The sequence below is a fragment of the Buttiauxella sp. BIGb0471 genome (assembly GCF_024807715.1).
Classification (GTDB): Bacteria; Pseudomonadota; Gammaproteobacteria; order Enterobacterales; family Enterobacteriaceae; genus Buttiauxella; species Buttiauxella agrestis.
Window position 1 is genome coordinate 1 of the sequence record NZ_JANUEU010000009.1, and the last position, 24,800, is coordinate 24,800.

Genomic DNA, 24,800 nt, shown 5'->3' on the forward strand with positions numbered 1-24,800 from the left:
GGGTCTCCCCATGCGAGAGTAGGGAACTGCCAGGCTCCAAATTCAAAGCAGTAAAAGCCAGAATGTGACACCTGGTGGTAGTAAGAAAGAAATTCGGTGGAGCGGTAGTTCAGTCGGTTAGAATACCTGCCTGTCACGCAGGGGGTCGCGGGTTCGAGTCCCGTCCGTTCCGCCACTTATTAAAAAAATTATGCCTGCTAAATTAGCGGGCATAATACTAAGCGTTATCTAGGGGCGTAGCTCAGTTGGTAGAGCACCGGTCTCCAAAACCGGGTGTCGCGAGTTCGAGTCTCTCCGCCCCTGCCATATATAATCCTTTGCTTCGGCAAAGGATTTTTTTTGCCTAAAATTCCCCTAAAATATCCCGCCGAACGACAAAAGCGCATTACTGCGCTATAAGTGGTGTCTTTAATAACTCTTTGATTGTGCTCTGTTTATCGCTATTTTGTAACCAAATTGCATACAAAGGGCGTGAAAGCGTAGTGCTATCAGGTACAAGATAAATACCTTCTCGTTTCTTGGCCCACTCCACGGGTAAAAATGAACATCCATTGAGCTGTTGTAATAGTTTGTAGGCGATTTGAGCTGAACTGGTTGTCAGAACCGGAACACCATCATTACTAATCAGACCCGTTTCGTGCTGCTGAAAATCAGGCCCCCATTCCAGACGTAAATACTTTAACCCTGCTTGGGTCGTTTGCTGAGCCGCAGAAAAAAGTGCCAGGTCAAAATGTCCCAGTAATTGACTGGAAAACTCATCCATTTTAGGTGATTCAGTGGTGATCAAGAGATCAAGTTGTCGTTCGTGCAATTGCTTAACTAACGATTTTCGTTGGGATATACGAGCTTCAAATTGCAGGTCTTTATGTTGTTGATAAAGTGCCACAAGCCACTCTGAAAGCATGCATTCCCAAAGTGATGAGCTGGCACCAATCGTTAATTCATTGTGTTGTGAGGTGTGAGAAACCTCTTTTTTGGCCGTCAGCCAAATACTCATAAGATTTTCTGCATACGGCAGTAAACGCTCGCCAGCTGTCGTTAGCCGAATATTATTGCGATGGCGAGTAAAAAGATTTACACCGAGTTGGTTCTCTAATTGGCGAATACGGAAGCTAACGGCTGATTGCGTTAGATAAAGTGCCTCCGCAGCCCTCCCAAAATGTCGCGTTCGACTCACTTCGAGGAACGTTTTTAGTAATTCAGTATCCACGACCCACTCCCAAAAAAAATTTGTCGTTATGATTTAAATGTTTTGTTTGACGCTCTGTCAAGCGTAACTAATACTCCGCGCCATAAATAGCTCGACCAAGAGAATTAGGAGCGTGCAGGATGGCGGAAAGCTTTACGACGACTAATCGGTTTTTCGACAATAAACATTATCCGCGCGGGTTTGCTCGCCATGGTGATTTCACCATCAAAGAGGCCCAGCTGTTAGAGCGCCATGGTTATGCGTTCAATGAGCTGGATCTCGGCAAGCGTGAACCTGGCACTGAAGAAGAAGTACTGTTTGTTGCGGTTTGCCGTGGCGAGCGTGAGCCAGTAACTGATGCCGAACGTGTATGGAGCAAGTATATGACGCGAATCAAGCGTCCTAAGCGTTTCCACACACTCTCCGGTGGCAAGCCACAGGCAGATGCGGTTGAAGACTACACCGAAAGCGATGATTAATAGAAATGGGGCGAAAGCCCCATTTTTTTATCCTGCTAACTGCTGTAAATGAATCAATAAACGGTCGATTGCACGGTAGCTGAGTGCTTCCAGAAGATGTTCCCGCCCTATCTGTTCACTTTTCTGAATATCTGCAATGGTTCGAGCAACCTTTAATAAACGGTGCCAGGCCCGTATCGATAATCCTAGTTTCACCAGCGTCTCTTCCAGCCAGATCGCATCATTGTGCTCAATAGAACAATGCAGCTTGATTTCGTGGTTATCCAGCCTTGCATTGAGCTTTTGCTGGCGTTCATATTGTCGCCGCTGAGTGTCTATCACACGCGCCCTCACATCAACGCTGCTTTCAACGTTCAAACCCGGATTGCTTAAAATCCCTGGTGGAGGAAGAGGGACCTCGACGGATAAGTCAAAACGATCCAAAAATGGCCCTGAAAGCCTGCTGAGGTAGCGAAGTGTCTGCTCAGGCGTGCAACGGTTATGCTTACCCTGATAATGCCCTGTCGGGCTAGGATTCATGGCAGCAAGTAGTTGGAATTTTGCTGGGTAACTAATTTTGGCTCGTGTTCGGGATATATGAATTTCACCCGATTCTATAGGTTCACGTAATGCATCCAGAACCCGGCGTTCAAATTCAGGAAGCTCATCGAGGAACAGCACGCCATTGTGCGCCAGTGATATTTCTCCGGGCCTTGGAATCGTTCCTCCTCCAACCATAGCAGTCAACGAAGCGCTATGATGAGGCGCTCTGAACGGGCGCTGGCGCCATTGCTGTTGTAATGAGTGTGGATTGACCAGGCTTATGATCGCCGCACTCTCCAGCGCTTCACCATCGTTCAATGGGGGGAGCAATGTATTGAGGCGGCTGACGAGCATGGTTTTGCCCGTGCCGGGTGGCCCAATAAGCAGAAGGTTATGCCCACCAGCCGCCGTTATCTCCAGCGCTCGTTTCCCTTGCGATTGCCCAAAAATCTCATTGAGATCTTGTCTATATTCAACTGCTGGCTGCGGCAGTTTTTCTGGAGCGAATAACTCACCTTTTCCTTCAAGGAATGCGCAGACTTGAGTGAGGTGGTTTGCAATAAGGCAGCCTGGCTGCTCAATCAAACCGAGTTCTTCGGCATTTTCATCTGCAATAATGATCTTCTTTCCAGCTTTTAATGCCTCCATTGCTGATGAAATTGCACCTGGAACGCCGCGTAGTGCTCCCGTAAGCGCAAGTTCACCCACGAACTCATATTGCTCCAGTTTATCAATTGAAAGCTGCTCTGAAGCCGCCAGCAAGGCCAGAGCGATGGGTAGGTCATATCGTCCGCCTTCTTTGGGAAGATCCGCGGGTGCAAGATTTATCGTGATCTTGCGGGCTGGAAAGGTATATCCACTGTTGATAATGGCGCTTCGCACCCGGTCCCGTGCTTCTCGTACTGTGGTTTCCGGCAAACCAACGAGAGTTAAGCCCGGCAACCCCTGGCTGATATGGACCTCAACGGTGACCAATGGAGCTGCAATGCCTAATGCCGCCCTTGTGTTTACAACTGCCAGTGACATAGTTCGCTCCTTCGGAATGAGCTTTATCCTGTCAGTTTGATAATGTGGACTAAAGAGTCAAACGAGAGTTCTTCGAAATGCTTTCCAGGCTTTCCGCTGGGATTTCATTTCGCTGCAATTTTCTGCGACACGCCCCGCAAAAAAATTATTTTTTCGCTAAGGCTGGGCGAGAACAATAAGAATTGGCTCTTTATGAAATATTTTCACTATCTTGTTATCTACTGAAAATAAAACCCTTTTATCAGATTTTATTTGTAATTACCCAAATCCTTCATAAAAAATTCTTGTGCTTTGATTACGCACTGTGATAACTCTGTAGGCATTACTTCGAACAAGTAGACAGAATAAACAAACATGAAAGCCCTTCTACAAGTGATTAGCCTGGTCGTGATTAGCGTGGTGGTGATTATTATCCCACCGTGCGGGGCTGCACTTGGAGAAAGAAAGGCTTAAAAATCAAGCCTGAATCGAAAAGAACCCCCGCACCGAAAGGTCCGGGGGTTTTTTGTTGGGTAAAAAATTTGGAGAGGAACAGATAATGCGTTGCAGAATAAAATGCTGTTTCTCCAGTAGTGGGGCGGGGAACTAACTATGAATGGTGCACAGTGGGTGGTACATGCGTTGCGAGCGCAGGGTGTTGAGACAGTTTTCGGCTATCCGGGTGGCGCAATCATGCCGGTCTACGATGCTTTATACGACGGCGGGGTCGAACATTTGCTCTGCCGGCATGAGCAAGGCGCCGCAATGGCCGCCATTGGCTATGCACGTTCTACTGGAAAAACAGGGGTTTGCATCGCTACTTCTGGACCTGGCGCAACCAATCTAATCACTGGCCTTGCCGATGCGCTGTTAGACTCCGTTCCAGTCGTTGCCATCACAGGTCAGGTCGCGGCCCCATTCATTGGTACCGATGCGTTCCAGGAAGTGGATGTTTTAGGATTATCCCTCGCGTGCACTAAACACAGTTTCCTCGTTGAATCTTTTGAAGATTTACCTCGCGTGCTCGCTGAAGCATTTGAAATCGCAAATTCTGGCCGTCCCGGTCCGGTATTAGTCGATATCCCTAAAGACATTCAGTTAGCGCAAGGTGATCTGGAGCCGTGGTTGTCGACGGTTGAAGATGATTTCGCAATGCCACATGCCGAGCTGCAACAGGCTCGTGAAATGATAGCGAATGCTCGCAAACCTATGTTGTATGTCGGTGGTGGTGTCGGTATGGCACAGGCAGTTCCGGCGCTGCGCGAATTTATCGCAATCACTAATATGCCTTCCACTGTTACGTTGAAAGGCCTGGGTGCGGTTCCGGCGGACAATCCGTTTTATACCGGTATGTTGGGCATGCACGGCACCAAAGCGGCGAACCTTGCGGTGCAAGAGTGCGACTTGCTGATTGCCGTCGGCGCACGCTTTGATGACCGCGTTACCGGCAAATTGAATACCTTTGCCCCGCACGCGAAAGTGATCCATATGGACATCGACCCGGCTGAATTAAGCAAATTGCGTCAGGCACACGTTGGGTTGCAGGGGGATTTGGTCCAGATATTACAGGCGTTGCAGCAACCTCTGGATATCGCTGACTGGCAGCAAGACGTAGCCACTTTGCGCGCTGAAAACCCATGGCGTTACGATCATCCCGGCGAAGCCATCTTTGCCCCATTACTGTTGAAACAAATCTCTGACCGCAAGCCACAGGAATGCGTGGTGACTACCGATGTGGGCCAGCACCAGATGTGGACGGCTCAGCATATGTCCTTCACGCGCCCGGAGAACTTCATCACCTCCAGCGGTCTGGGGACGATGGGCTTCGGTTTGCCAGCCGCTGTAGGTGCGCAAGTGGCCCGACCGAACGATACGGTTATCTGTATCTCGGGTGATGGCTCCTTCATGATGAACGTTCAGGAGCTGGGCACCGTAAAACGAAAACAGCTGCCGTTGAAAATCGTTTTACTGGATAACCAGCGTTTAGGAATGGTTCGCCAGTGGCAGCAAATGTTTTTCTCCGAACGTTATAGTGAAACCAACCTCTCCGATAACCCTGATTTCCTCATGCTGGCCAGCGCCTTCGGTATCCCAGGCCAACACATTACCCGTAAAGACCAGGTAGAAGCTGCCATCGAAACGATGCTGAACAGCGATGGCCCATACATGCTTCACGTCTCAATTGATGAGTACGAAAACGTCTGGCCGTTGGTGCCACCCGGTGCCAGTAACTCACAAATGCTGGAGAAATTATCATGATGCAACATCAGCTTGCAGTAACGGCCCGTTTTCGTCCAGAAACCCTAGAGCGCGTGTTACGCGTCGTGCGCCATCGTGGTTTTCAGGTGTGTTCTATGAACATGGTCACGCTGGGGAATACTGACGATATTAATATTGAATTGACCGTTGCCAGTCTGCGCCCAGTCGAATTACTGTTTAGTCAATTAAGAAAACTGGTGGACGTTGGTCGCGTCGAAATCCAGCAACAAACAACACAACAAATCCGCGCATGAGCGCAGAAGGAAGAGAACAATGACGACGAAGAAAGCTGATTACATCTGGTTCAATGGTGAGATGACGCCGTGGGGCGAGGCAAACGTCCATGTAATGTCCCATGCGCTGCATTACGGCACATCGGTATTTGAAGGTATCCGTTGCTATGAATCTCACATCGGCCCAGTGGTGTTCCGCCATCGTGAACACATGCAGCGTTTGCGTGATTCCGCAAAAATCTATCGTTTCCCTGTATCACAAAGTGTTGATGAGCTGATGGAAGCCTGCCGTAACGTTATTCGTAAAAACAACCTGACCAGTGCGTATATCCGCCCGTTGGTGTTTGTTGGTGATGTCGGTATGGGCGTGAACCCGCCAGACGGTTATACCACGGACGTGATCATCGCAGCCTTCCCATGGGGTGCATATCTCGGCGCAGAAGCGCTGGATCAAGGGATCGACGCAATGGTTTCCTCCTGGAACCGTGTAGCACCAAATACCATTCCCACTGCGGCAAAAGCGGGTGGTAACTATCTTTCTTCCTTGCTGGTTGGCAGCGAAGCTCGTCGCCATGGTTATCAAGAAGGCATCGCGCTGGACGTGAACGGCTACCTGTCAGAAGGCGCAGGTGAAAACCTGTTTGAAGTGAAAGACGGCATCCTGTTTACCCCGCCATTTACCTCTTCCGCATTACCAGGCATTACCCGTGACGCGATTATCACACTGGCAAAAGATCTGGGTATCGAAGTGCGTGAGCAAGTGTTGTCTCGTGAATCTCTGTACCTGGCAGACGAAGTGTTCATGTCAGGCACTGCTGCGGAAATCACGCCAGTTCGTAGCGTAGACCGTATTCAAGTGGGTGAAGGCCGTTGTGGCCCGGTCACTAAACGCATTCAACAGGCATTCTTTGGTCTGTTCACTGGCGAAACAGAAGATAAATGGGGCTGGTTAGATCAGGTCAACCCTAAGTAAAAATATAACCAGGCGGATGGTGATTACCTTCCGCTCGACAGACAGACTGGAGTAAATAAGCATGCCTAAGTACCGTTCAGCCACCACCACCCACGGCCGTAATATGGCGGGTGCCCGCGCTTTGTGGCGCGCAACCGGGATGACCGATGACGATTTCGGCAAGCCAATTATTGCGGTAGTGAACTCCTTTACTCAGTTCGTGCCAGGACACGTTCACCTGCGCGATTTGGGTAAGTTGGTTGCAGAGCAAATCGAAGCCTCCGGCGGTGTGGCTAAAGAATTCAACACCATTGCCGTTGATGACGGTATCGCCATGGGCCACGGCGGCATGCTTTATTCTCTGCCGTCACGCGAGCTTATCGCCGACTCCGTGGAATACATGGTCAACGCACACTGCGCCGATGCCATGGTGTGTATCTCCAACTGCGACAAAATCACCCCAGGGATGTTGATGGCCTCTTTACGCCTGAACATTCCGGTCATCTTTGTTTCCGGCGGCCCGATGGAAGCCGGGAAAACCAAACTGTCTGACCAAATCATCAAGCTCGACCTGGTTGATGCGATGATTCAGGGCGCTGACCCGAAAGTGAGCGACGAGCAAAGCGAGCAGGTAGAACGCTCCGCTTGCCCAACTTGTGGCTCCTGCTCCGGTATGTTCACGGCTAACTCCATGAACTGTCTGACTGAAGCGCTGGGCCTGTCTCAGCCGGGTAACGGTTCTCTGCTGGCAACGCACTCCGATCGTAAAGAGTTGTTCCTGAATGCCGGTAAACGCATCGTCGCTCTGACCAAACGTTATTACGAGCAGGATGATGAAAGTGCATTGCCACGTAGCATCGCCAGCAAAGAAGCGTTTGAGAACGCCATGACACTGGATGTCGCGATGGGTGGCTCAACGAATACAGTTCTGCACCTACTGGCAGCCGCTCAGGAAGCAGAACTCGATTTCACCATGACGGATATCGACCAGCTTTCTCGCAAAGTGCCTCAGCTGTGTAAAGTCGCGCCGAGCACCCAGAAATACCATATGGAAGACGTGCACCGTGCGGGTGGCGTAATTGGTATTTTGGGCGAACTGGATCGTGGTGGCTTACTGCATCGCAATGTGAAAAACGTTCTGGGTCTGACCCTGACGCAAACGCTGGAACAGTACGATGTCATGCTGACCAAAGATGAAAGCGTGAAAAGCATGTTCTCCGCAGGTCCGGCGGGCATTCGTACCACAAAAGCTTTCTCACAGTCCTGCCGTTGGGATTCTCTGGATGTTGACCGCCAAAACGGTTGTATCCGTTCCAAAGAAAATGCCTATAGCCAGGAAGGTGGTTTGGCGGTGCTTTACGGCAACTTTGCCGAAAATGGCTGCATTGTGAAAACAGCGGGTGTGGACGACGAAAGCCTGGTATTCCGTGGCCCTGCAAAAGTCTACGAAAGCCAGGATGATGCGGTTGAGGCAATCCTTGGCGGCAAAGTGGTAGCGGGCGACGTGGTCGTTATTCGCTACGAAGGGCCAAAAGGCGGGCCAGGCATGCAAGAAATGCTTTACCCAACAACCTTCCTGAAGTCGATGGGTCTGGGCAAAGCTTGTGCGCTGGTGACCGACGGGCGTTTCTCCGGCGGGACTTCAGGTCTTTCAATTGGCCACGTTTCTCCGGAAGCGGCAAGCGGCGGCAATATTGCGCTGATTGAAGATGGCGACATGATTGCGATTGATATCCCGAATCGTGGTATCCAACTGCAATTGAGCGATCAGGAAATGGCTGCACGTCGTGAAGCGCAAGAAGCTCGAGGTGACAAAGCCTGGACGCCACGTGCGCGTGAACGCCAGGTTTCCTTCGCTCTGCGCGCTTACGCAATGCTTGCCACCAGTGCCGATAAAGGCGCGGTGCGCGATAAAAGTAAGCTTGGAGGCTAATGATGGCCGAGTCACAACCGCTACCTGACGCCCCTTGTGGGGCGGAATATCTGCGAGCTGTGCTGCGCGCTCCGGTTTACGAAGTCGCGCAGGTCACACCGTTGCAGAAGATGGAAAAGCTCTCCTCACGGCTGGATAACGTCATTCTGGTGAAGCGTGAAGACCGCCAGCCCGTGCACAGTTTCAAACTGCGTGGCGCATACGCCATGATTGCCGGGCTGAACAGCGAACAAAAAGCCAGTGGCGTGATTACCGCTTCAGCGGGCAATCATGCTCAAGGTGTTGCGCTTTCTTCAACACGTTTAGGCATCAAGTCTTTGATCGTCATGCCGGTTTCTACGGCTGATATCAAAGTCGATGCCGTCCGCGCGTTTGGTGGTGAAGTCTTGCTACACGGTGCCAACTTTGATGAAGCGAAAGCTCGAGCCATCGAACTTTCTCAGCAGCAAGGTTTCACTTACGTTCCACCGTTTGACCACCCGGCAGTCATTGCCGGGCAGGGCACGCTGGCGCTGGAACTGCTGCAACAAGATGCACATATCGACCGCATCTTTGTTCCGGTTGGCGGCGGCGGTCTGGCAGCGGGTGTGGCGGTGTTGATTAAACAGCTAATGCCACAAATCAAAGTGATTGCCGTTGAAGCGGAAGATTCAGCCTGCCTGAAAGCGGCACTCGATGCGGGCAAGCCCGTTGATTTGGCGCGCGTCGGTTTGTTTGCTGAAGGCGTCGCGGTTAAGCGCATCGGCGATGAAACGTTCCGTCTGTGCCAGGAATACCTCGACGACATCATCACGGTGGATAGCGATGCTATCTGCGCTGCGATGAAAGATCTGTTCGAAGATGTTCGTGCGGTTGCTGAGCCGTCTGGCGCGCTGGCGCTGGCGGGGATGAAAAAGTACATCCAGCAGCATCAGATCCGTGGTGAACGCCTCGCTCACGTATTATCTGGTGCGAACGTTAACTTCCACGGCCTGCGTTACGTTTCTGAACGTTGCGAGCTGGGTGAACAGCGTGAGGCATTGCTGGCGGTCACCATTCCTGAGCAGCAAGGCAGTTTCCTGAAATTCTGCCAGGTGCTGGGTGGTCGATCGGTCACTGAGTTTAACTATCGCTATTCGAATTCGTCAGAAGCCTGCATTTTCGTCGGTGTTCGGTTGACGCGTGGCGTGGAAGAACGACACGAAATTATCGAACTATTGAATGCTGGCGGCTATGGCGTTGTCGATTTGTCTGATGACGAAATGGCGAAATTGCACGTGCGCTACATGGTGGGTGGGCGTCCGTCTAAGCCACTGCGCGAGCGGTTGTACAGTTTCGAATTCCCTGAGTCGCCAGGCGCTTTGCTGAAATTCCTACAAACGCTCGGCACACACTGGAATATTTCCCTGTTCCACTACCGCAGCCATGGCACCGACTATGGCCGTGTTTTGGCGGCGTTCGAACTGGGTGAAAACGAACCGGATTTCGAAACCCGTCTCAATGAGTTGGGTTACGATTGCCACGACGAAACCAACAACCCGGCATTCCGCTTCTTCCTCGCGGGTTAGTGGTTACCGGGCAGTAATTTCCAGAACGCATGCACAAGCGGCTCATTGAGCCGCTTTTTTTGTACGCAAACGCCAAGCTCAAACGGAGTGGTTTCATCGTTTCGTTCCAGAACCTGCACGCGGTTGCGCACCGGTTCGGGACTATTTTCCAGCACGATTTCTGGAATCAGCGCCACGCCACAGCCCAGCGCTACCATTGAAACCATCGCCTCATGGCCCGCAACCGTCGCATAAATAAACGGATTACTGATTTTTTGGCGGCGGAACCACAACTCAATTCGACGACGCACCGGACCTTGATCCGGCAAAATAAACGGCACTTTCGCCCAATCAGGATCGGGCTGATTAACCTGAGCACGCACCGGGCAGGCCAGTGCGGGTGCGATAAGTGCCACGGATAAGTTATCCAGAATCGAGAAAGCAACGCCGGGCGGTAACGTTTCAGGCTTACCGGCAATCGCAAGATCCGCTTCATCTGAATCCACTTTTTCTACCGCATCAGCGGCATCGCCGGTGGTTAGTTTGATCTCCACATTGGGATGCTCAGCACGGAATCTGTCGAGAATAGGGGGTAAATGACTGTACGCGGCGGTGACGGAGCAAAAAAGATGTAGCTCGCCGGTGAGTGATGGCCCTTCTTGCCCGATGGTGTGGCGCATTTGCTGATACTGCAAAAGCGTATGTTGAGCGAACTGTTTGAGTTGTTCTCCGGCCTCCGTCAGCGTAACGGTGCGGTTATCGCGTAAAAACAAAGGCTGGCCTAAATCATCTTCCAGGCGCTGGATTTGACGCGAAAGCGTGGATGGGCTGACATGCATAGCCCTGGCGCTTCTGCCGAAATGGCGGCTTTCTGCGAGGTGAAGAAACGTTTTCAGGTCGCGTAAATCCATGTTCATCAGCCCTCGTTTTTACGTTGCATAAATTGCAACGTCACGTTGTTAATATATCAATTTAAGCAACGCATTTCCTGTCATATAGTGAGTTCATTATCGCAAGCAAGACACGGCTGGCGAACCTTATAAAAGCACAACACAACGACTACGGAGTACCACCACGATGGCTAATTATTTCAACACTTTGAACCTGCGTCAGCAGTTGGCGCAACTGGGTAAATGTCGTTTCATGGCGCGTGCAGAATTCGCCGATGAAGCAAGCTACCTCAAAGGCAAAAAAGTCGTCATCGTCGGCTGTGGCGCACAAGGCCTGAACCAGGGTCTGAACATGCGTGACTCCGGTCTGGATGTTGCTTACGCTCTGCGTGCAGAAGCTATCGCTGAAAAACGCGCTTCATGGCGTAAAGCGACCGAAAACGGTTTTAAAGTTGGCACCTATGAAGAACTGATCCCGCAAGCGGATCTGGTTGTTAACCTGACGCCAGACAAGCAGCACTCCGCAGTAGTAAAAGCCGTTCAGCCAATGATGAAAGATGGCGCAGCACTGGGCTACTCCCACGGTTTCAACGTGGTTGAAGTGGGCGAGCAAATCCGTAAAGACATCACCGTTGTGATGGTTGCGCCAAAATGCCCGGGTACTGAAGTTCGTGAAGAATACAAACGTGGTTTCGGCGTTCCGACTCTGATTGCGGTTCACCCAGAAAACGATCCGAAAGGCGAAGGTATGGCTATCGCTAAAGCCTGGGCTGCTGCAACTGGCGGTCATCGTGCTGGTGTTCTGGAATCTTCTTTTGTTGCAGAAGTTAAATCTGACCTGATGGGTGAGCAAACTATTCTATGCGGCATGCTGCAAGCGGGTTCCCTGCTGTGCTTCGACAAGCTGGTGGAAGAAGGCACCGACCCAACGTATGCAGAAAAACTGATTCAGTTCGGCTGGGAAACCATCACCGAAGCGCTGAAACAAGGCGGCATTACGCTGATGATGGACCGTTTGTCCAACCCGGCAAAAATCCGTGCTTATGCCTTGTCTGAGCAACTGAAAACGATTATGGCTCCGCTGTTCCAGAAACATATGGATGACATCATCTCCGGCGAATTCTCTTCCGGCATGATGGCTGACTGGGCAAATGACGATAAGAAACTGCTGACCTGGCGTGAAGAGACTGGCAAAACTGCCTTCGAAACCGCTGCACAGTTTGACGGTAAAATTTCCGAGCAGGAATACTTCGATAAAGGCGTTCTGATGATCGCAATGGTGAAAGCGGGCGTTGAGCTGGCATTCGAAACCATGGTTGATGCGGGCATCATCGAAGAATCAGCTTACTACGAATCTCTGCACGAGCTGCCGCTGATTGCGAACACCATCGCCCGTAAGCGCCTGTACGAAATGAACGTGGTTATCTCTGATACCGCTGAGTACGGCAACTACTTGTTCTCTTACGCGGCAGTGCCATTGCTGAAAGAGTTCATGACCACGCTGCAGGCAGGCGATCTGGGTAAAGAAATCCCAGCCGGTGCGGTTGATAACGCGCAACTGCGTGATGTTAACGAAGCGATTCGTAACCATGAAATCGAAACTGTTGGTAAGAAACTGCGCGGCTATATGAAAGATATGAAGCGTATCGCTGTCGCGGGCTAATCGCGAAGCCAAAAAATAAAAAGGCCGGGGATTTCCCCGGCCTTTCTGTTAATTACGGTATAACACTTTGATGATGTGGTAACCGAACTGCGTATGCAGAGGGCCGTATGGCTCCAGCAGCGGGCAGGAGAACACCACTTTATCGAACGCCGGAACCATCTGGCCCTGGCGGAACTCACCTAAGTGACCACCTTTTTTGCCTGACGGGCAGGTGGAATGCTTTTTAGCTAGCTTTTCGAAATCGCCGCCATTCTGAAGCTGAGTCAGAATTTCCTGGGCCAGTTTTTCTTCCTTAACAAGGATATGCAATGCTGCCGCGGTTTTTGCCATGATAGTGCCTTGGTGGTATGGATTATGGTGGATATAATACCATGTACTTTTTCTCCCCTCCTGACTTTCATTGAGTGACCCTATGCGTTTAAACCCTGGCCAACAACAAGCCGTCGAATTTGTCACTGGACCCTGCCTGGTCCTGGCGGGCGCTGGCTCGGGCAAAACACGTGTTATCACCAATAAAATGGCGTATTTGATCCGCGAATGTGGTTATCAGGCTCGCCATATTGCTGCCGTGACTTTTACCAATAAAGCGGCGCGTGAGATGAAAGAACGCGTGGCGCAAACGCTGGGGCGCAAAGAAGCGCGCGGCTTATTGATCTCAACCTTCCACACTTTAGGCCTTGAGATCATTAAACGTGAGTACGCGGCACTGGGGATGAAGTCTAACTTCTCTTTATTCGACGACACCGACCAGACGGCGTTGTTGAAAGATCTGACAGAAGGGTTGCTTGAAGACGATAAGACATTATTGCAGCAACTGATCTCGACGATCTCAAACTGGAAAAACGATCTGATGTCGCCGTCGCAGGCCGCTGCGCAAGCCAAAGGCGAGCGTGACCGAATCTTTGCTCATTGCTATGGCCTGTATGATACGCATTTGAAATCCTGCAATGTGCTGGATTTTGACGATCTGATTTTGCTGCCGACGCTGCTTTTACAACGTAATGAGGAAGTCCGTGAACGCTGGCAAAATCGCATTCGCTATTTGCTGGTGGATGAATATCAGGATACCAACACCAGCCAGTACGAACTGGTGAAATTACTGGTCGGCGCGCGGGCAAGGTTCACCGTGGTAGGCGATGACGACCAGTCTATTTACTCCTGGCGCGGTGCCCGCCCACAAAACCTGGTGCTGTTGAGCCAGGATTTCCCCGCATTGCAGGTCATTAAGCTTGAGCAGAATTACCGTTCTTCCGGACGCATTCTGAAGGCGGCAAACATTCTTATTGCCAATAACCCGCACGTTTTTGAGAAGCGCCTTTTTTCTGAGCTGGGATACGGCGCCGAGCTAAAAGTGGTGACGGCAAATAGTGAAGATCATGAAGCCGAGCGGGTGACTGGCGAGCTGATTGCTCATCATTTTATCAATAAAACCAACTACAAAGACTACGCCATACTTTATCGCGGGAATTTCCAGTCGCGCGTGTTTGAAAAGATGCTGATGCAGAACCGCATTCCTTATCGCATTTCTGGTGGCACTTCGTTCTTCTCGCGCCCGGAAATAAAAGATCTGTTGGCTTATCTTCGCGTGCTGACTAATCCGGATGACGACAGTGCATTCATGCGGATTGTGAATACTCCAAAACGTGAAATTGGCTCTGCGACGTTGCAAAAACTAGGTGCCTGGGCGATGCAACGTAATAAAGGTTTGTTTCACTCCAGTTTCGATATGGGCCTGAGTCAGACGTTAAGCGGGCGCGGCCTTGAGTCGCTCCAGCGTTTTACTCACTGGCTTCGTGAAGTGGCCACTTTGGCTGAGCGTGAGCCCATTGCGGCGGTTCGCGATTTGATTCACGGCATTGATTACGAAAGCTGGCTGTACGAAACATCTCCCAGCCAGAAAGCTGCCGAAATGCGCATGAAGAACGTCAACACACTGTTTAGCTGGATGACGGAGATGCTTGAGGGTTCAGAAATCGATGAACCGATGACGTTAACTCAGGTGGTCACTCGTTTTACGCTGCGCGATATGATGGAACGCGGTGAAAGTGAAGAAGAAGCCGATCAGGTTCAACTGATGACTCTTCATGCCTCGAAAGGGCTGGAATTCCCCTATGTATTTTTAGTGGGAATGGAGGAAGGGCTTCTTCCGCATCAGAGCAGCATTGATGAAGACAATATCGAAGAAGAGCGCCGTCTCGCGTACGTAGGAATTACCCGTGCACAGAAAGAGCTGACTTTTACGCTGTGCAAAGAGCGCCGACAATATGGTGAATTAATTCGCCCGGAACCGAGTCGTTTCTTGCTTGAATTACCGCAAGATGATTTGCAATGGGAAACGGAACGTAAGGTGGTTTCGCCAGAAGAGCGGATGAATAAAGGCCAGAGTAATGTTGCCAACATCCGTGAAATGCTGGCAAAAGCGCGTAAAAGCTAAGTTACTTAATCGTCAAAGGCCAGTGGACATAGCTTTGCCACAGGCTTTCTTGCTCAAGCAATTCTGCACCAAGAGGGTGGCATTCAAGCCACTTTTCAGGCAGTCCCAGCTGCAGGTTTTCGCCTTCAATGCGCAGAGTGATTTCTGGCAAGATATCGTCGCGACGACGGCTGGCAAAGATAATAGCCAGTCGCAACAGGCGGCAAATATTTTCGGCAATGCGTGGTGGCACGGCGTTTTGCTGGTGGAGAGAAGAGAGATCGACCGGGTTGGTTTGGTTCAGCATGAGAGTCGCCAGCAGTTTTTTCTGTGCTGGCGTATAACCGGGTAAATCGAGGTTTTTCACCAGATACGCAGCATGCTGTGGCGCTTGTTTAAAATCTACACTCAGTCCAATTTCATGAAGCAAAGCGGCGCTGTTAAGCATTTCAATGCTGAGTGGCGTCAGATTCCATACATCTGCAACCTGTTTTGCAAGAGCCTGAGCGAGTTGTTGGACGCGTTCCGCCTGGCCTGTATCCACCATAAAACGACGTTGGATATTGCGCACCGTGCGGCTTCTGATTTCCTGATTCACGGTCAAATGAAGCATTCCGTAAACCAGTCCTTCACGTAAAGCACCGCCGGCAAGCGTCATACAATCTATTGATAACTCTTCAAAGATAGCGATTAAAATTGCAAGACCGCTTGGAAATACTAACGCTCTTTCCAGCGTTAAACCTTCAATTTCCAGCTCTTCAAGACGCCCGCACTGAATCGCTCTTTGCTTCAACTGCTGAAGTTTAGCCAGAGTAATTCGCTCGTCCATTCCCTGCGCCATCATGATCTCTTGCAGTGCTTGCACAGTACCCGACGCACCGACGCACACTTTCCAGCCATGATGTTTTAATGAGTCGCATACCGGGCGCAGAACCTCTTTTGCGGCGGCTTCGGCGGCATCAAAGTTCTCTTTCGCTAAGTTTCGGTCGCTAAAGAACCCCTCAAGCCAGGTTACGCAGCCCATCGATAAACTAAATAGAGCTGTAGTTTGCGCACCTGTTCCGGTCACAAGCTCAGTGCTTGCTCCGCCGATATCAACGACTAAGCGTTGATCGGCACCACCGGTAGTATGGGCAACACCTTGATAAATCAGACGTGCTTCTTCTTCGCCTTGAATAATTTGCACCGGGCAGCCAAGAATTTTTTCAGCCTGGTCAATGAATTCCTGGGCATTGGTGGCAAGGCGGAGAGTTGCGGTGGCGACCACACGAATTTGTGTTTGGGGGATATCCTGAAGGCGCTCAGCAAACAAGCGCAGGCATTGCCACCCGCGCTCCATTGCTTCACGTGAAAGCGTATTATCTTTGCTTAAACCCGCAGCCAGGCGGACTTTTCGCTTAATCCGGGCAAGGGTTTGTATACTCCCTGCCACCTCACGTACTACCAACATATGAAAGCTATTAGAGCCTAAATCAATTGCAGCATACAGTGAGGTGGAGCTGAGCATAAATTTTAACCTGTGCGACGGCGATTACCACGGGAAGCGCCACCATTACGACGAGGACCGTTACCCGGGCGGGAACGAGTCAGGCGTTTCGGTGGAGGAAGTTCGCTTAACAGTGCTTCAGTTTTGTACTTGCTGACCGGGATTGAGTGACCGATGTAGGTTTCAATAGCGGACAGGTTCAGCGCGTAGTCTTCACATGCCAGGCTAATGGAATGACCGCTTTCGCCAGCACGGCCAGTACGGCCAATACGGTGAACGTAGTCTTCGCAATCGTCCGGCAGATCGTAGTTGAACACATGAGTGACTAAAGGAATATGCAAGCCACGTGCTGCTACGTCGGTTGCGACCAGAATATCGAGATCGCCACGAGTGAATTCTTCAAGAATGCGCAGGCGTTTTTTCTGTGCAACATCGCCAGTTAACAGACCAACACGATGTCCATCAGCGGCGAGGTGGCCCCAGATATCTTCACAACGGTGTTTGGTGTTAGCAAAGATAATTGCGCGGTCTGGCCACTCTTCTTCGATGAGTGTCTGCAACAGGCGCATTTTCTCTTCATTAGAAGGGTAGAACAGCTCTTCCTGGATGCGATGACCGGTTTTTTGCTCCGGTTCAACTTCAACGTATTCCGCGTTGTTCATTTGCTCAAACGCCAACTCACGCACACGGTAAGATAATGTAGCGGAGAACAGCATGTTCAGGCGTTGAGTGACGGGTGGCATACGACGGAACAACCAGCGAATATCTTTTATAAAGCCCAGATCGTACATGCGATCGGCTTCATCGAGCACCACAACCTGAATTGCACCTAAGTTAATGTGGTTTTGTTTTGCGTAATCGATCAAACGACCCGTCGTGCCGATAAGAATATCAACACCACTTTCCAGCACTTTAAGCTGTTTGTCGTAGCCATCACCACCGTATGCCAGGCCGAGTTTCAGGCCGGTTGATTGCGCGAGTGGCTCTGCATCTGAGTGAATTTGCACTGCCAGTTCACGAGTCGGTGCCATAATTAAAGCACGCGGCTGGTTCACCTGGCGATTCTCTGGAACCGGGTGAGAGAGTAAATAATGGAACGTTGACGTTAAAAACGCCATCGTTTTGCCAGTACCGGTTTGCGCCTGCCCTGCAACGTCACGATTCGCTAGTGTCAGCGGTAGTGCCAGTGCCTGAATTGGGGTGCAGTTATGGAACCCTTTATTTTCAAGGGCTTCAATCACCTTAGGGTGCAGGGCGAAGTCGGAAAACTTCTGTTCGGTCAAATGTGTTTTGCTCATAGTGTGGTAGAATATCAGTTTACTATTGCTTTACGAAAGCACATCCGTTGAAATAAACGGGGTGAAATAAAGTCACCCCAAGTTGGTTGAGGCTACACCAACAAGGTAGACACAATCCTGCGGAGTAGAACATGAGCGATAAAATTATTCACCTGACTGACGACAGTTTCGACACGGACGTGCTAAAAGCTGATGGGTTGATTCTGGTTGATTTCTGGGCGGAGTGGTGTGGTCCATGCAAGATGATCGCCCCGATTCTTGATGAAATCGCTGATGAATATCAGGGCAATCTGACCGTTGCTAAACTGAACATCGATCAGAACCCGGGCACGGCGCCAAAATATGGTATCCGTGGTATCCCAACTCTGTTGCTGTTCAAAAACGGTGAAGTGGCTGCGACCAAAGTTGGTGCGCTGTCTAAAGGCCAGTTAAAAGAGTTCCTCGACGCTAATCTGGCATAACGGAATCTCAGCCGGTGCGTGCGCGGTTTGCAATTTTTTGTGAGCTGCTGGACGCCCGGCGTCAGTCATGCTAAGTTACTTTTACTGCATTTTGAACTTGTCTTGTAGTTTGAATCTTTGTAATACCCAATGCTTCCCGTTAAATTTCACTAAGACGCTGTTTTACAGTGAACATCAGGTCGCATAATCGATTTCGGGCATATCACCCATTCCGTCGTGTCGTTTCAGTTCTGCGTTTTTCCTATGACCAGGCAGCGATAAGACATGTGGTGGTGGCCATTAAACAGGCATGGATGATCCTGCCATACCATTCACGATACATGTTCGAGATTTACCCCGAGTTTAAGAACCCACCATTATGAATCTTACCGAATTAAAGAATACGCCGGTTTCTGAGCTGATTACTCTCGGCGAAAATATGGGGCTGGAAAACCAAGCCCGTATGCGCAAGCAGGACATTATTTTCTCCATCCTGAAGCAACACGCGAAGAGTGGCGAAGATATCTTTGGTGACGGTGTGCTGGAGATATTGCAGGACGGATTTGGTTTCCTCCGCTCTGCAGACAGTTCCTACCTCGCCGGTCCTGATGACATCTACGTTTCTCCCAGCCAAATCCGCCGTTTCAACCTCCGCACAGGGGATACCATCTCCGGTAAGATTCGTCCGCCGAAAGAAGGTGAACGTTACTTTGCGCTGCTGAAAGTTAACGAAGTTAACTACGACAAACCAGAAAATGCGCGTAGCAAAATCCTGTTTGAAAACTTAACCCCGCTGCATGCAAATTCTCGTTTACGCATGGAACGTGGTAATGGCTCTACCGAAGACTTAACCGCTCGTGTACTGGATCTGGCATCGCCAATCGGTCGCGGCCAGCGTGGCCTGATTGTGGCTCCGCCTAAAGCCGGTAAAACCATGCTGCTGCAAAATATTGCAACCAGCATTGCATATAACCACCCAGACTGCGTGCTGATGGTTCTGCTGATCGACGAACGTCCGGAAGAAGTGACTGAGATGCAGCGTCTGGTGAAAGGCGAAGTTATCGCGTCCACCTTTGACGAACCTGCATCTCGCCACGTTCAGGTTGCTGAAATGGTCATCGAGAAGGCGAAGCGTCTTGTTGAACATAAGAAAGACGTCATTATTCTTCTCGACTCCATTACTCGTCTGGCTCGTGCTTACAACACCGTTGTACCTGCATCAGGCAAAGTACTGACGGGTGGTGTGGATGCGAACGCCCTGCATCGTCCAAAACGTTTCTTTGGTGCTGCACGTAATGTGGAAGAGGGTGGTAGTTTGACTATCATCGCAACGGCTCTGGTTGATACCGGTTCTAAAATGGATGAAGTTATCTACGAAGAATTTAAAGGTACCGGCAACATGGAATTGCATCTGGCGCGTAAAATCGCTGAGAAACGCGTATTCCCTGCTATCGACTATAATCGTTCAGGTACACGTAAAGAAGAGCTGCTGACTACCCAGGAAGAACTGCAGAAAATGTGGATCTTACGCAAAATCATCCATCCAATGGGTGAGATTGATGCAATGGAATTCCTCATCAACAAATTGGCGATGACGAAAACCAACGAAGACTTCTTCGATATGATGAAGCGCTCGTAAGCAACAAAAACTCGGGGAACGCCACGCTTAGACGTGGCGTTTTTCTTTAGTGGTATATACGATATAGAATTAACGATCGCAGTTAAGCACCCACTGTGGCAACGGATGCCATATTGTTATTAGTATCAATACTCGGACAGTGTTGTTTAAATAATAAGCAGGATGTTCAGGGATTAGATGTATATAACCATTGGACGGGGCACACTTTGAATGAGATTGCCTTGACCTTTTATTTTGCAGAGAGCTTGCACTGTGAATTTAATCACCGCTGGAACTGACCTGATAAGTATTTTTTTATTTACTACCGTATTTCTTTTTTTTGCGCGCAAGGCAGCAAAAAGAATCGGTCTGGTCGATAAACCAAACTTCCGCAAACGCCACCAGGGGCTAATTCCTTTGGTCGGAGGCATATCGGTTTATGCCGGTATCTGCTTTACCTTCCTGATTGCTAATTATTACATCCCGCATGCGTGGCTTTATTTAACCTGCGCAGGGGTACTGGTACTGGTCGGTGCTCTGGATGATCGTTTTGATATCAGCGTAAAAATTAGAGCGTCTGTACAGGCATTAATCGGCCTTGTGATGATGTTTGTCGGTAAATTATACCTGGTAAGTCTTGGGTATATTTTCGGCTCGTGGGAAATGGTGCTTGGTCCATTTGGTTATTTTTTAACCTTATTCGCAGTCTGGGCTGCAATAAATGCTTTCAACATGGTTGATGGTATTGACGGCCTGTTAGGTGGACTTTCTTGTGTCTCCTTTGCAGCGATGGGAATGATCCTTTATTTCGACGGACAACTGAGTCTGGCGATGTGGTGCTTCGCAATGATAGCTGCCATCTTGCCTTATATTCTTTTAAACCTCGGGGTGCTGGGTCGTCGCTATAAAGTATTTATGGGTGATGCAGGCAGTACTCTTATTGGTTTTACCGTTATCTGGATTTTGCTGGAAACCACGCAAGGGCAAACACATCCAATTAGCCCGGTGACCGCGCTGTGGATTATCGCCATCCCACTCATGGATATGATCGCCATTATGTATCGCCGGTTACGTAAGGGGATGAGTCCATTCTCTCCAGACCGCCAGCATATTCACCATTTAATCATGCGCGCGGGCTTTACTTCACGTCAGGCCTTTGTGCTTATCACCGCTGCCGCAGCGTTACTCGCGGGCATTGGCGTAGCAGCAGAATACATACATTCCATACCTGAATGGGTAATGTTGGCATTATTCTTGCTTGCATTTGTCCTATATGATTATTGCATCAAACGGGCCTGGAAAGTGGCGCGTTTCATAAGACGTCATAAGCGTCGGCAACGCAGAAACAGCAGCAACATTTCTTAATTCTGAAAGTAATTGGGGAAGTGATGAAACAAAACGTGCCAGGAAATAACCCGGGGATGGTAGACAACGAGTTGGACATTCGTGGTTTATTCCGGACACTGTGGCAAGGGAAGTTGTGGATTATGGGTATCGCAGTCTTGTTTGCTGCCATTGCGTTAATCTACACCTTCTTTGCCAGGCAAGAATGGAGCGCTAACGCGATAACCGATCGCCCGACGGTCAATATGTTGGGTGGATATTATTCGCAACAGCAGTTCCTGCGTAATCTCGACCTCAGAGCCAACATGCTGCCGGTTGATCAACCTTCGGTGATGGATGAAGCGTACAAAGAATTCATCATGCAGTTGTCTGCCTACGATACGCGCCGTGATTTTTGGTTACAGACTGACTATTACAAGCAGCGTCAGGTTGGCAACAGTAAAGTTGATGCCGCACTGTTAGATGAACTTGTTGATAATATTCAATTTACAGCCGGTGACATCGCTCGTAATACCAGCGACAGTGTGAAATTAATCGCTGAGACTGCGGCTGATGCCAATAACTTGCTGCGTCAGTATGTTGCTTTTGCCAGCCAGCGTGCGGCGAGCCATCTGAACGAAGAGCTGACCGGGGCCTGGTCTGCTCGCACTGTACAGATGAAGGCGCAAGTTAAACGCCAGGAAGAAGTGGCTAAGTCTATTTATAACCGCAAAGTTCACAGCGTTGAGCAAGCGCTGAAGATTGCGCAGCAGCAAAATATTGCTAAAAGTGAAACCGAAGTTCCTGCCGACGAGTTACCCGATTCCGAAATGTTCATGTTAGGACGTCCAATGTTGCAAGCACGGCTTGAAAGCTTGCAGGCAGTGGGGCCAAACTATGACATCGACTATGACCAGAATCGTGCCATGTTGTCGACGCTGAACGTGGGGCCAACGCTCGACGCTCGCTTCCAAACCTACCGCTATTTACGTACCCCTGAAGAACCTGTGAAGCGTGATAGCCCGCGCCGGGCATTCTTGCTGATTATGTGGGGTATGGTTGGGGCCCTGATTGGCGCTGGTGTGGCATTAGCCCGCCGTCCAAAATTGTTATAACGCCCTTACCCGGTGAAGGCTCGATGGACGGCCTTCACCTTTTTCAACAAAAGAGAATTGCTGTGAAAGTGTTAACTGTTTTTGGCACGCGTCCGGAGGCTATTAAAATGGCTCCTCTGGTTGAAGCGTTGGCAAAAGACGCGTTTTTTGACGCAAAAGTCTGCGTGACAGCACAGCATCGCGAGATGTTGGATCAAGTGCTGAATCTATTTTCTATCGAGCCGGATTATGATTTGAACATCATGAAGCCGGGGCAAGGGCTGACAGAAATTACCTGCCGCATTCTCGAGGGATTAAAGCCGATACTTGAGTCATTTAAACCCGATGTAGTGCTGGTTCATGGCGATACGACAACCACAGTTGCCACTAGTCTGGCTGCTTTTTATCAGCGTATTCCTGTCGGGCATGTTGAAGCGGGTTTGCGTACTGGTGATCTCTATTCTCCTTGGCCTGAAGAGGCGAACAGAACGATTACCGGGCATCTGGCGATGTACCATTTTGCGCCGACAGAGAATTCCCGACAGAACTTGCTACGCGAAAATATCAGTGACAATAAAATCTTCGTGACTGGTAATACAGTCATTGATGCGCTGATTTCTGTTCGTGACCGTGTCTATGCCGATAACAACTTGCGCGTTTCTCTGGCGGAATGCCATCCGTTCCTGGATAGCAGCAAAAAACTGATTTTGGTTACCGGCCACCGCCGTGAAAGCTTTGGCGATGGTTTTGAACGAATTTGTCACGCGTTAGCTGAAATTGCCAAAGAAAACAGTGATGTCCAGATTGTTTATCCAGTGCATTTGAATCCGAATGTTAGCGAGCCTGTGACTCGTATTCTTGGCGATGTCAAAAATGTGGTGCTGATTGACCCACAGGAATATTTACCGTTTGTCTATTTGATGAACCAGGCTTACCTGATCCTCACTGATTCAGGCGGCATCCAGGAAGAAGCACCGTCACTGGGTAAACCCGTGCTGGTTATGCGTGATACCACTGAACGTCCTGAAGCTGTCGATGCAGGTACTGTGCGTTTGGTCGGAACGGATACTCAAGAAATTGTCCGCCAGGTAACACGTTTGCTGAAAGACGAAAATGAATATCAAGTCATGAGCCGGGCACATAACCCTTATGGAAATGGCAAAGCTTGTGAACAAATTTTGGCTGCATTGAAGAATAATCAGGTGACACAACAATGAGTTTTGCAACCATCTCTGTTATTGGTCTTGGCTATATCGGATTACCGACTGCGGCTGCTTTTGCTTCAAAACAGCAAAACGTCGTCGGTATAGATATCAACCAGCATGCGGTAGACACCATTAATCGTGGTGCTATTCATATTGTTGAGCCGGATCTGGATAAGGTGGTTAAAACGGCGGTAGAAGGCGGATTTTTACGTGCCAGTACCCAACCCGTTGCAGCAGATGCTTATTTGATTGCGGTGCCGACGCCTTTCAAAGGCGACCACGAGCCAGATATGGTTTTCGTCAAAGCTGCGGCTGAGTCTATCGCCCCAGTTTTAAAGAAAGGTGCATTGGTCATTCTCGAATCCACTTCTCCCGTTGGTTCAACCGAACAAATGGCGCAGTGGTTAGCCGAGCTGCGTCCTGACCTGACTTTCCCACATCAGGCAGGTGAGACGGCAGATGTCAACGTCGCTTACTGCCCTGAGCGAGTGCTGCCAGGTCAGGTGATGGTCGAGCTTATCAAGAACGACCGTGTCATTGGTGGTATGACGCCAGTGTGTTCTGCTCGTGCGAGCGAATTGTACAAAATCTTCCTGGAAGGCGAGTGCGTGGTAACGAACTCCCGCACGGCAGAAATGTGTAAGCTCACCGAAAACAGTTTTCGGGACGTGAATATTGCCTTTGCCAACGAGCTTTCACTGATTTGCGCCGATCAAGGGATCAACGTCTGGGAATTGATTCGCCTGGCGAATCGACATCCGCGCGTTAATATTTTGCAGCCTGGCCCTGGGGTCGGCGGGCACTGTATTGCGGTTGATCCGTGGTTTATCGTGGCGCAGAATCCGGAACAGGCACAACTGATTCGTACCGCGCGTGAAGTTAACGACGGCAAACCACATTGGGTGATCAACCAGGTGAAAGCGGCCGTTGCTGATTGCCTGGCAGAAACAGGCAAACGCGCCAGTGAAATTACGATTGCCTGCTTTGGGCTGGCCTTCAAGCCTAATATTGATGACCTGCGTGAAAGCCCAGCCATGGAAATTGCTGAGATGCTCAGCGCCTGGCATAGCGGTAAAACGCTGGCTGTTGAGCCAAACATTCATGAGCTGCCGAAAAAGCTGGTCGGGCATTGTGAATTAGCCACTACCGATGAAGCCCTCGCGCAGGCTGATGTGCTGGTGATGTTAGTTGATCACCAGGCATTCAAAGCCATTCCGGGTGAGCAAGTTCAGCAAAGCTGGATTGTTGACACCAAAGGAGTCTGGCGCTAAA

General features: G+C 50.1%; 21 protein-coding genes and 2 tRNA genes. 17 read left to right on the forward strand and 6 right to left on the reverse strand.

Annotated elements, in window-relative coordinates:
* The first annotated feature begins 98 nt into the window (after positions 1 to 98).
* Positions 99 to 175: transfer RNA gene (locus M2371_RS20365), tRNA-Asp, on the forward strand.
* Between the two features lie 55 nt (positions 176 to 230).
* Positions 231 to 306, forward strand: a tRNA-Trp gene (locus M2371_RS20370).
* Positions 307 to 385: 79 nt separating this feature from the next.
* On the opposite strand, the gene hdfR is transcribed toward M2371_RS20370, so the two are convergent.
* Positions 386 to 1,210 (reverse strand): HTH-type transcriptional regulator HdfR, encoded by an 825-nt coding sequence (hdfR, locus tag M2371_RS20375; protein WP_172895949.1) that lies wholly within the window; start codon positions 1,208 to 1,210, stop codon positions 386 to 388.
* Positions 1,211 to 1,329: 119 nt separating this feature from the next.
* On the opposite strand from hdfR, the gene M2371_RS20380 reads away from it, so the two are divergent.
* Positions 1,330 to 1,668, forward strand: coding sequence for a DUF413 domain-containing protein (locus M2371_RS20380; RefSeq protein ID WP_034492261.1), 339 nt, complete (start codon positions 1,330 to 1,332; stop codon positions 1,666 to 1,668).
* A gap of 27 nt (positions 1,669 to 1,695) precedes the next feature.
* Here the strand turns inward: M2371_RS20380 and M2371_RS20385 are convergent, their stop codons facing one another.
* Positions 1,696 to 3,216, reverse strand: a complete 1,521-nt coding sequence (locus tag M2371_RS20385) for a YifB family Mg chelatase-like AAA ATPase (protein ID WP_259268572.1) — start codon at positions 3,214 to 3,216, stop codon at positions 1,696 to 1,698.
* Between the two features lie 354 nt (positions 3,217 to 3,570).
* On the opposite strand from M2371_RS20385, the gene ilvL reads away from it, so the two are divergent.
* The 6 genes from ilvL (at position 3,571) to ilvA (ending at position 10,119) form a co-directional block, all read left to right on the forward strand.
* Positions 3,571 to 3,669: an ilv operon leader peptide gene (ilvL, locus tag M2371_RS20390; RefSeq protein WP_072009493.1), complete on the forward strand. Its 99-nt coding sequence runs from the start codon at positions 3,571 to 3,573 to the stop codon at positions 3,667 to 3,669.
* 138 nt (positions 3,670 to 3,807) lie between these two features.
* The gene (ilvG, locus tag M2371_RS20395; RefSeq protein ID WP_172895946.1) at positions 3,808 to 5,454 is read left to right on the forward strand and encodes an acetolactate synthase 2 catalytic subunit; all 1,647 of its coding nucleotides are present in this window, start codon (positions 3,808 to 3,810) and stop codon (positions 5,452 to 5,454) included.
* Positions 5,451 to 5,708, forward strand: coding sequence for an acetolactate synthase 2 small subunit (gene ilvM / locus M2371_RS20400; RefSeq protein ID WP_259268573.1), 258 nt, complete (start codon positions 5,451 to 5,453; stop codon positions 5,706 to 5,708). Before ilvG ends, ilvM begins: the two co-directional genes overlap by 4 nt.
* Before the next feature lie 19 nt (positions 5,709 to 5,727).
* Positions 5,728 to 6,660: a branched-chain amino acid transaminase gene (locus M2371_RS20405; protein ID WP_259268574.1), complete on the forward strand. Its 933-nt coding sequence runs from the start codon at positions 5,728 to 5,730 to the stop codon at positions 6,658 to 6,660.
* 61 nt (positions 6,661 to 6,721) lie between these two features.
* Positions 6,722 to 8,572: a dihydroxy-acid dehydratase gene (gene ilvD / locus M2371_RS20410; RefSeq protein WP_133523150.1), complete on the forward strand. Its 1,851-nt coding sequence runs from the start codon at positions 6,722 to 6,724 to the stop codon at positions 8,570 to 8,572.
* Positions 8,573 to 8,574: 2 nt separating this feature from the next.
* Positions 8,575 to 10,119, forward strand: a complete 1,545-nt coding sequence (ilvA, locus tag M2371_RS20415) for a threonine ammonia-lyase, biosynthetic (RefSeq protein ID WP_172895944.1) — start codon at positions 8,575 to 8,577, stop codon at positions 10,117 to 10,119.
* Here the strand turns inward: ilvA and ilvY are convergent.
* Positions 10,116 to 11,009: an HTH-type transcriptional activator IlvY gene (gene ilvY / locus M2371_RS20420; protein ID WP_034492269.1), complete on the reverse strand. Its 894-nt coding sequence runs from the start codon at positions 11,007 to 11,009 to the stop codon at positions 10,116 to 10,118. The genes ilvA and ilvY overlap by 4 nt on opposite strands.
* A 166-nt stretch (positions 11,010 to 11,175) precedes the next feature.
* Between ilvY and ilvC the strand changes: the two genes are divergently transcribed.
* The gene (ilvC, locus tag M2371_RS20425) at positions 11,176 to 12,651 is read left to right on the forward strand and encodes a ketol-acid reductoisomerase (RefSeq protein WP_172895943.1); all 1,476 of its coding nucleotides are present in this window, start codon (positions 11,176 to 11,178) and stop codon (positions 12,649 to 12,651) included.
* A 48-nt stretch (positions 12,652 to 12,699) separates the two neighbouring features.
* On the opposite strand, the gene ppiC is transcribed toward ilvC, so the two are convergent.
* Positions 12,700 to 12,981: a peptidylprolyl isomerase PpiC gene (gene ppiC, locus M2371_RS20430; RefSeq protein ID WP_034492243.1), complete on the reverse strand. Its 282-nt coding sequence runs from the start codon at positions 12,979 to 12,981 to the stop codon at positions 12,700 to 12,702.
* 82 nt (positions 12,982 to 13,063) lie between these two features.
* On the opposite strand from ppiC, the gene rep reads away from it, so the two are divergent.
* Complete coding sequence (rep, locus tag M2371_RS20435; protein ID WP_172895942.1) at positions 13,064 to 15,085, forward strand: DNA helicase Rep; 2,022 nt, start codon at positions 13,064 to 13,066, stop codon at positions 15,083 to 15,085.
* 1 nt (position 15,086) lies between these two features.
* Here rep and gppA read toward each other — a convergent pair whose 3' ends face one another.
* Together gppA and rhlB are read right to left on the reverse strand one after the other, a co-directional pair.
* Positions 15,087 to 16,571 carry a guanosine-5'-triphosphate,3'-diphosphate diphosphatase gene (gene gppA / locus M2371_RS20440; protein ID WP_172895941.1) on the reverse strand — a complete coding sequence of 495 codons (1,485 nt, stop codon included), beginning with the start codon at positions 16,569 to 16,571 and terminating at the stop codon, positions 15,087 to 15,089.
* Positions 16,572 to 16,576: 5 nt separating this feature from the next.
* The gene (gene rhlB / locus M2371_RS20445; RefSeq protein ID WP_115631616.1) at positions 16,577 to 17,848 is read right to left on the reverse strand and encodes an ATP-dependent RNA helicase RhlB; all 1,272 of its coding nucleotides are present in this window, start codon (positions 17,846 to 17,848) and stop codon (positions 16,577 to 16,579) included.
* Positions 17,849 to 17,979: 131 nt separating this feature from the next.
* On the opposite strand from rhlB, the gene trxA reads away from it, so the two are divergent.
* From trxA to wecC, 6 genes are all read left to right on the forward strand, one after another.
* On the forward strand, positions 17,980 to 18,309 hold the full coding sequence (trxA, locus tag M2371_RS20450) for a thioredoxin TrxA (protein ID WP_034461718.1): 330 nt from the start codon (positions 17,980 to 17,982) through the stop codon (positions 18,307 to 18,309).
* Between the two features lie 358 nt (positions 18,310 to 18,667).
* Positions 18,668 to 19,927, forward strand: coding sequence for a transcription termination factor Rho (gene rho, locus M2371_RS20455; protein ID WP_034492237.1), 1,260 nt, complete (start codon positions 18,668 to 18,670; stop codon positions 19,925 to 19,927).
* 252 nt (positions 19,928 to 20,179) lie between these two features.
* Positions 20,180 to 21,271 (forward strand): UDP-N-acetylglucosamine--undecaprenyl-phosphate N-acetylglucosaminephosphotransferase, encoded by a 1,092-nt coding sequence (wecA, locus tag M2371_RS20460; RefSeq protein WP_172895940.1) that lies wholly within the window; start codon positions 20,180 to 20,182, stop codon positions 21,269 to 21,271.
* Between the two features lie 23 nt (positions 21,272 to 21,294).
* Positions 21,295 to 22,344, forward strand: a complete 1,050-nt coding sequence (gene wzzE, locus M2371_RS20465) for an ECA polysaccharide chain length modulation protein (protein ID WP_172895939.1) — start codon at positions 21,295 to 21,297, stop codon at positions 22,342 to 22,344.
* Positions 22,345 to 22,406: 62 nt separating this feature from the next.
* On the forward strand, positions 22,407 to 23,540 hold the full coding sequence (wecB, locus tag M2371_RS20470) for a non-hydrolyzing UDP-N-acetylglucosamine 2-epimerase (RefSeq protein ID WP_172895938.1): 1,134 nt from the start codon (positions 22,407 to 22,409) through the stop codon (positions 23,538 to 23,540).
* Positions 23,537 to 24,799, forward strand: coding sequence for a UDP-N-acetyl-D-mannosamine dehydrogenase (wecC, locus tag M2371_RS20475; protein WP_259268575.1), 1,263 nt, complete (start codon positions 23,537 to 23,539; stop codon positions 24,797 to 24,799). The genes wecB and wecC overlap by 4 nt, the downstream gene beginning before the upstream one ends.
* Position 24,800 lies beyond the last annotated feature (1 nt).

Excerpts from the sequence above, each read along its gene's own strand:
- M2371_RS20380 (WP_034492261.1), top strand. The coding sequence starts at position 1,330 with ATGGCGGAAAGCTTTACGACGACTAATCGGTTTTTCGACAATAAACAT.
- M2371_RS20385 (WP_259268572.1), bottom strand. The coding sequence starts at position 3,216 with ATGTCACTGGCAGTTGTAAACACAAGGGCGGCATTAGGCATTGCAGCT.
- ilvL (WP_072009493.1), top strand. The coding sequence starts at position 3,571 with ATGAAAGCCCTTCTACAAGTGATTAGCCTGGTCGTGATTAGCGTGGTG.
- ilvG (WP_172895946.1), top strand. The coding sequence starts at position 3,808 with ATGAATGGTGCACAGTGGGTGGTACATGCGTTGCGAGCGCAGGGTGTT.
- ilvM (WP_259268573.1), top strand. The coding sequence starts at position 5,451 with ATGATGCAACATCAGCTTGCAGTAACGGCCCGTTTTCGTCCAGAAACC.
- M2371_RS20405 (WP_259268574.1), top strand. The coding sequence starts at position 5,728 with ATGACGACGAAGAAAGCTGATTACATCTGGTTCAATGGTGAGATGACG.
- ilvD (WP_133523150.1), top strand. The coding sequence starts at position 6,722 with ATGCCTAAGTACCGTTCAGCCACCACCACCCACGGCCGTAATATGGCG.
- ilvA (WP_172895944.1), top strand. The coding sequence starts at position 8,575 with ATGGCCGAGTCACAACCGCTACCTGACGCCCCTTGTGGGGCGGAATAT.
- ilvY (WP_034492269.1), bottom strand. The coding sequence starts at position 11,009 with ATGGATTTACGCGACCTGAAAACGTTTCTTCACCTCGCAGAAAGCCGC.
- ilvC (WP_172895943.1), top strand. The coding sequence starts at position 11,176 with ATGGCTAATTATTTCAACACTTTGAACCTGCGTCAGCAGTTGGCGCAA.
- ppiC (WP_034492243.1), bottom strand. The coding sequence starts at position 12,981 with ATGGCAAAAACCGCGGCAGCATTGCATATCCTTGTTAAGGAAGAAAAA.
- rep (WP_172895942.1), top strand. The coding sequence starts at position 13,064 with ATGCGTTTAAACCCTGGCCAACAACAAGCCGTCGAATTTGTCACTGGA.
- gppA (WP_172895941.1), bottom strand. The coding sequence starts at position 16,571 with ATGCTCAGCTCCACCTCACTGTATGCTGCAATTGATTTAGGCTCTAAT.
- rhlB (WP_115631616.1), bottom strand. The coding sequence starts at position 17,848 with ATGAGCAAAACACATTTGACCGAACAGAAGTTTTCCGACTTCGCCCTG.
- trxA (WP_034461718.1), top strand. The coding sequence starts at position 17,980 with ATGAGCGATAAAATTATTCACCTGACTGACGACAGTTTCGACACGGAC.
- rho (WP_034492237.1), top strand. The coding sequence starts at position 18,668 with ATGAATCTTACCGAATTAAAGAATACGCCGGTTTCTGAGCTGATTACT.
- wzzE (WP_172895939.1), top strand. The coding sequence starts at position 21,295 with ATGAAACAAAACGTGCCAGGAAATAACCCGGGGATGGTAGACAACGAG.
- wecC (WP_259268575.1), top strand. The coding sequence starts at position 23,537 with ATGAGTTTTGCAACCATCTCTGTTATTGGTCTTGGCTATATCGGATTA.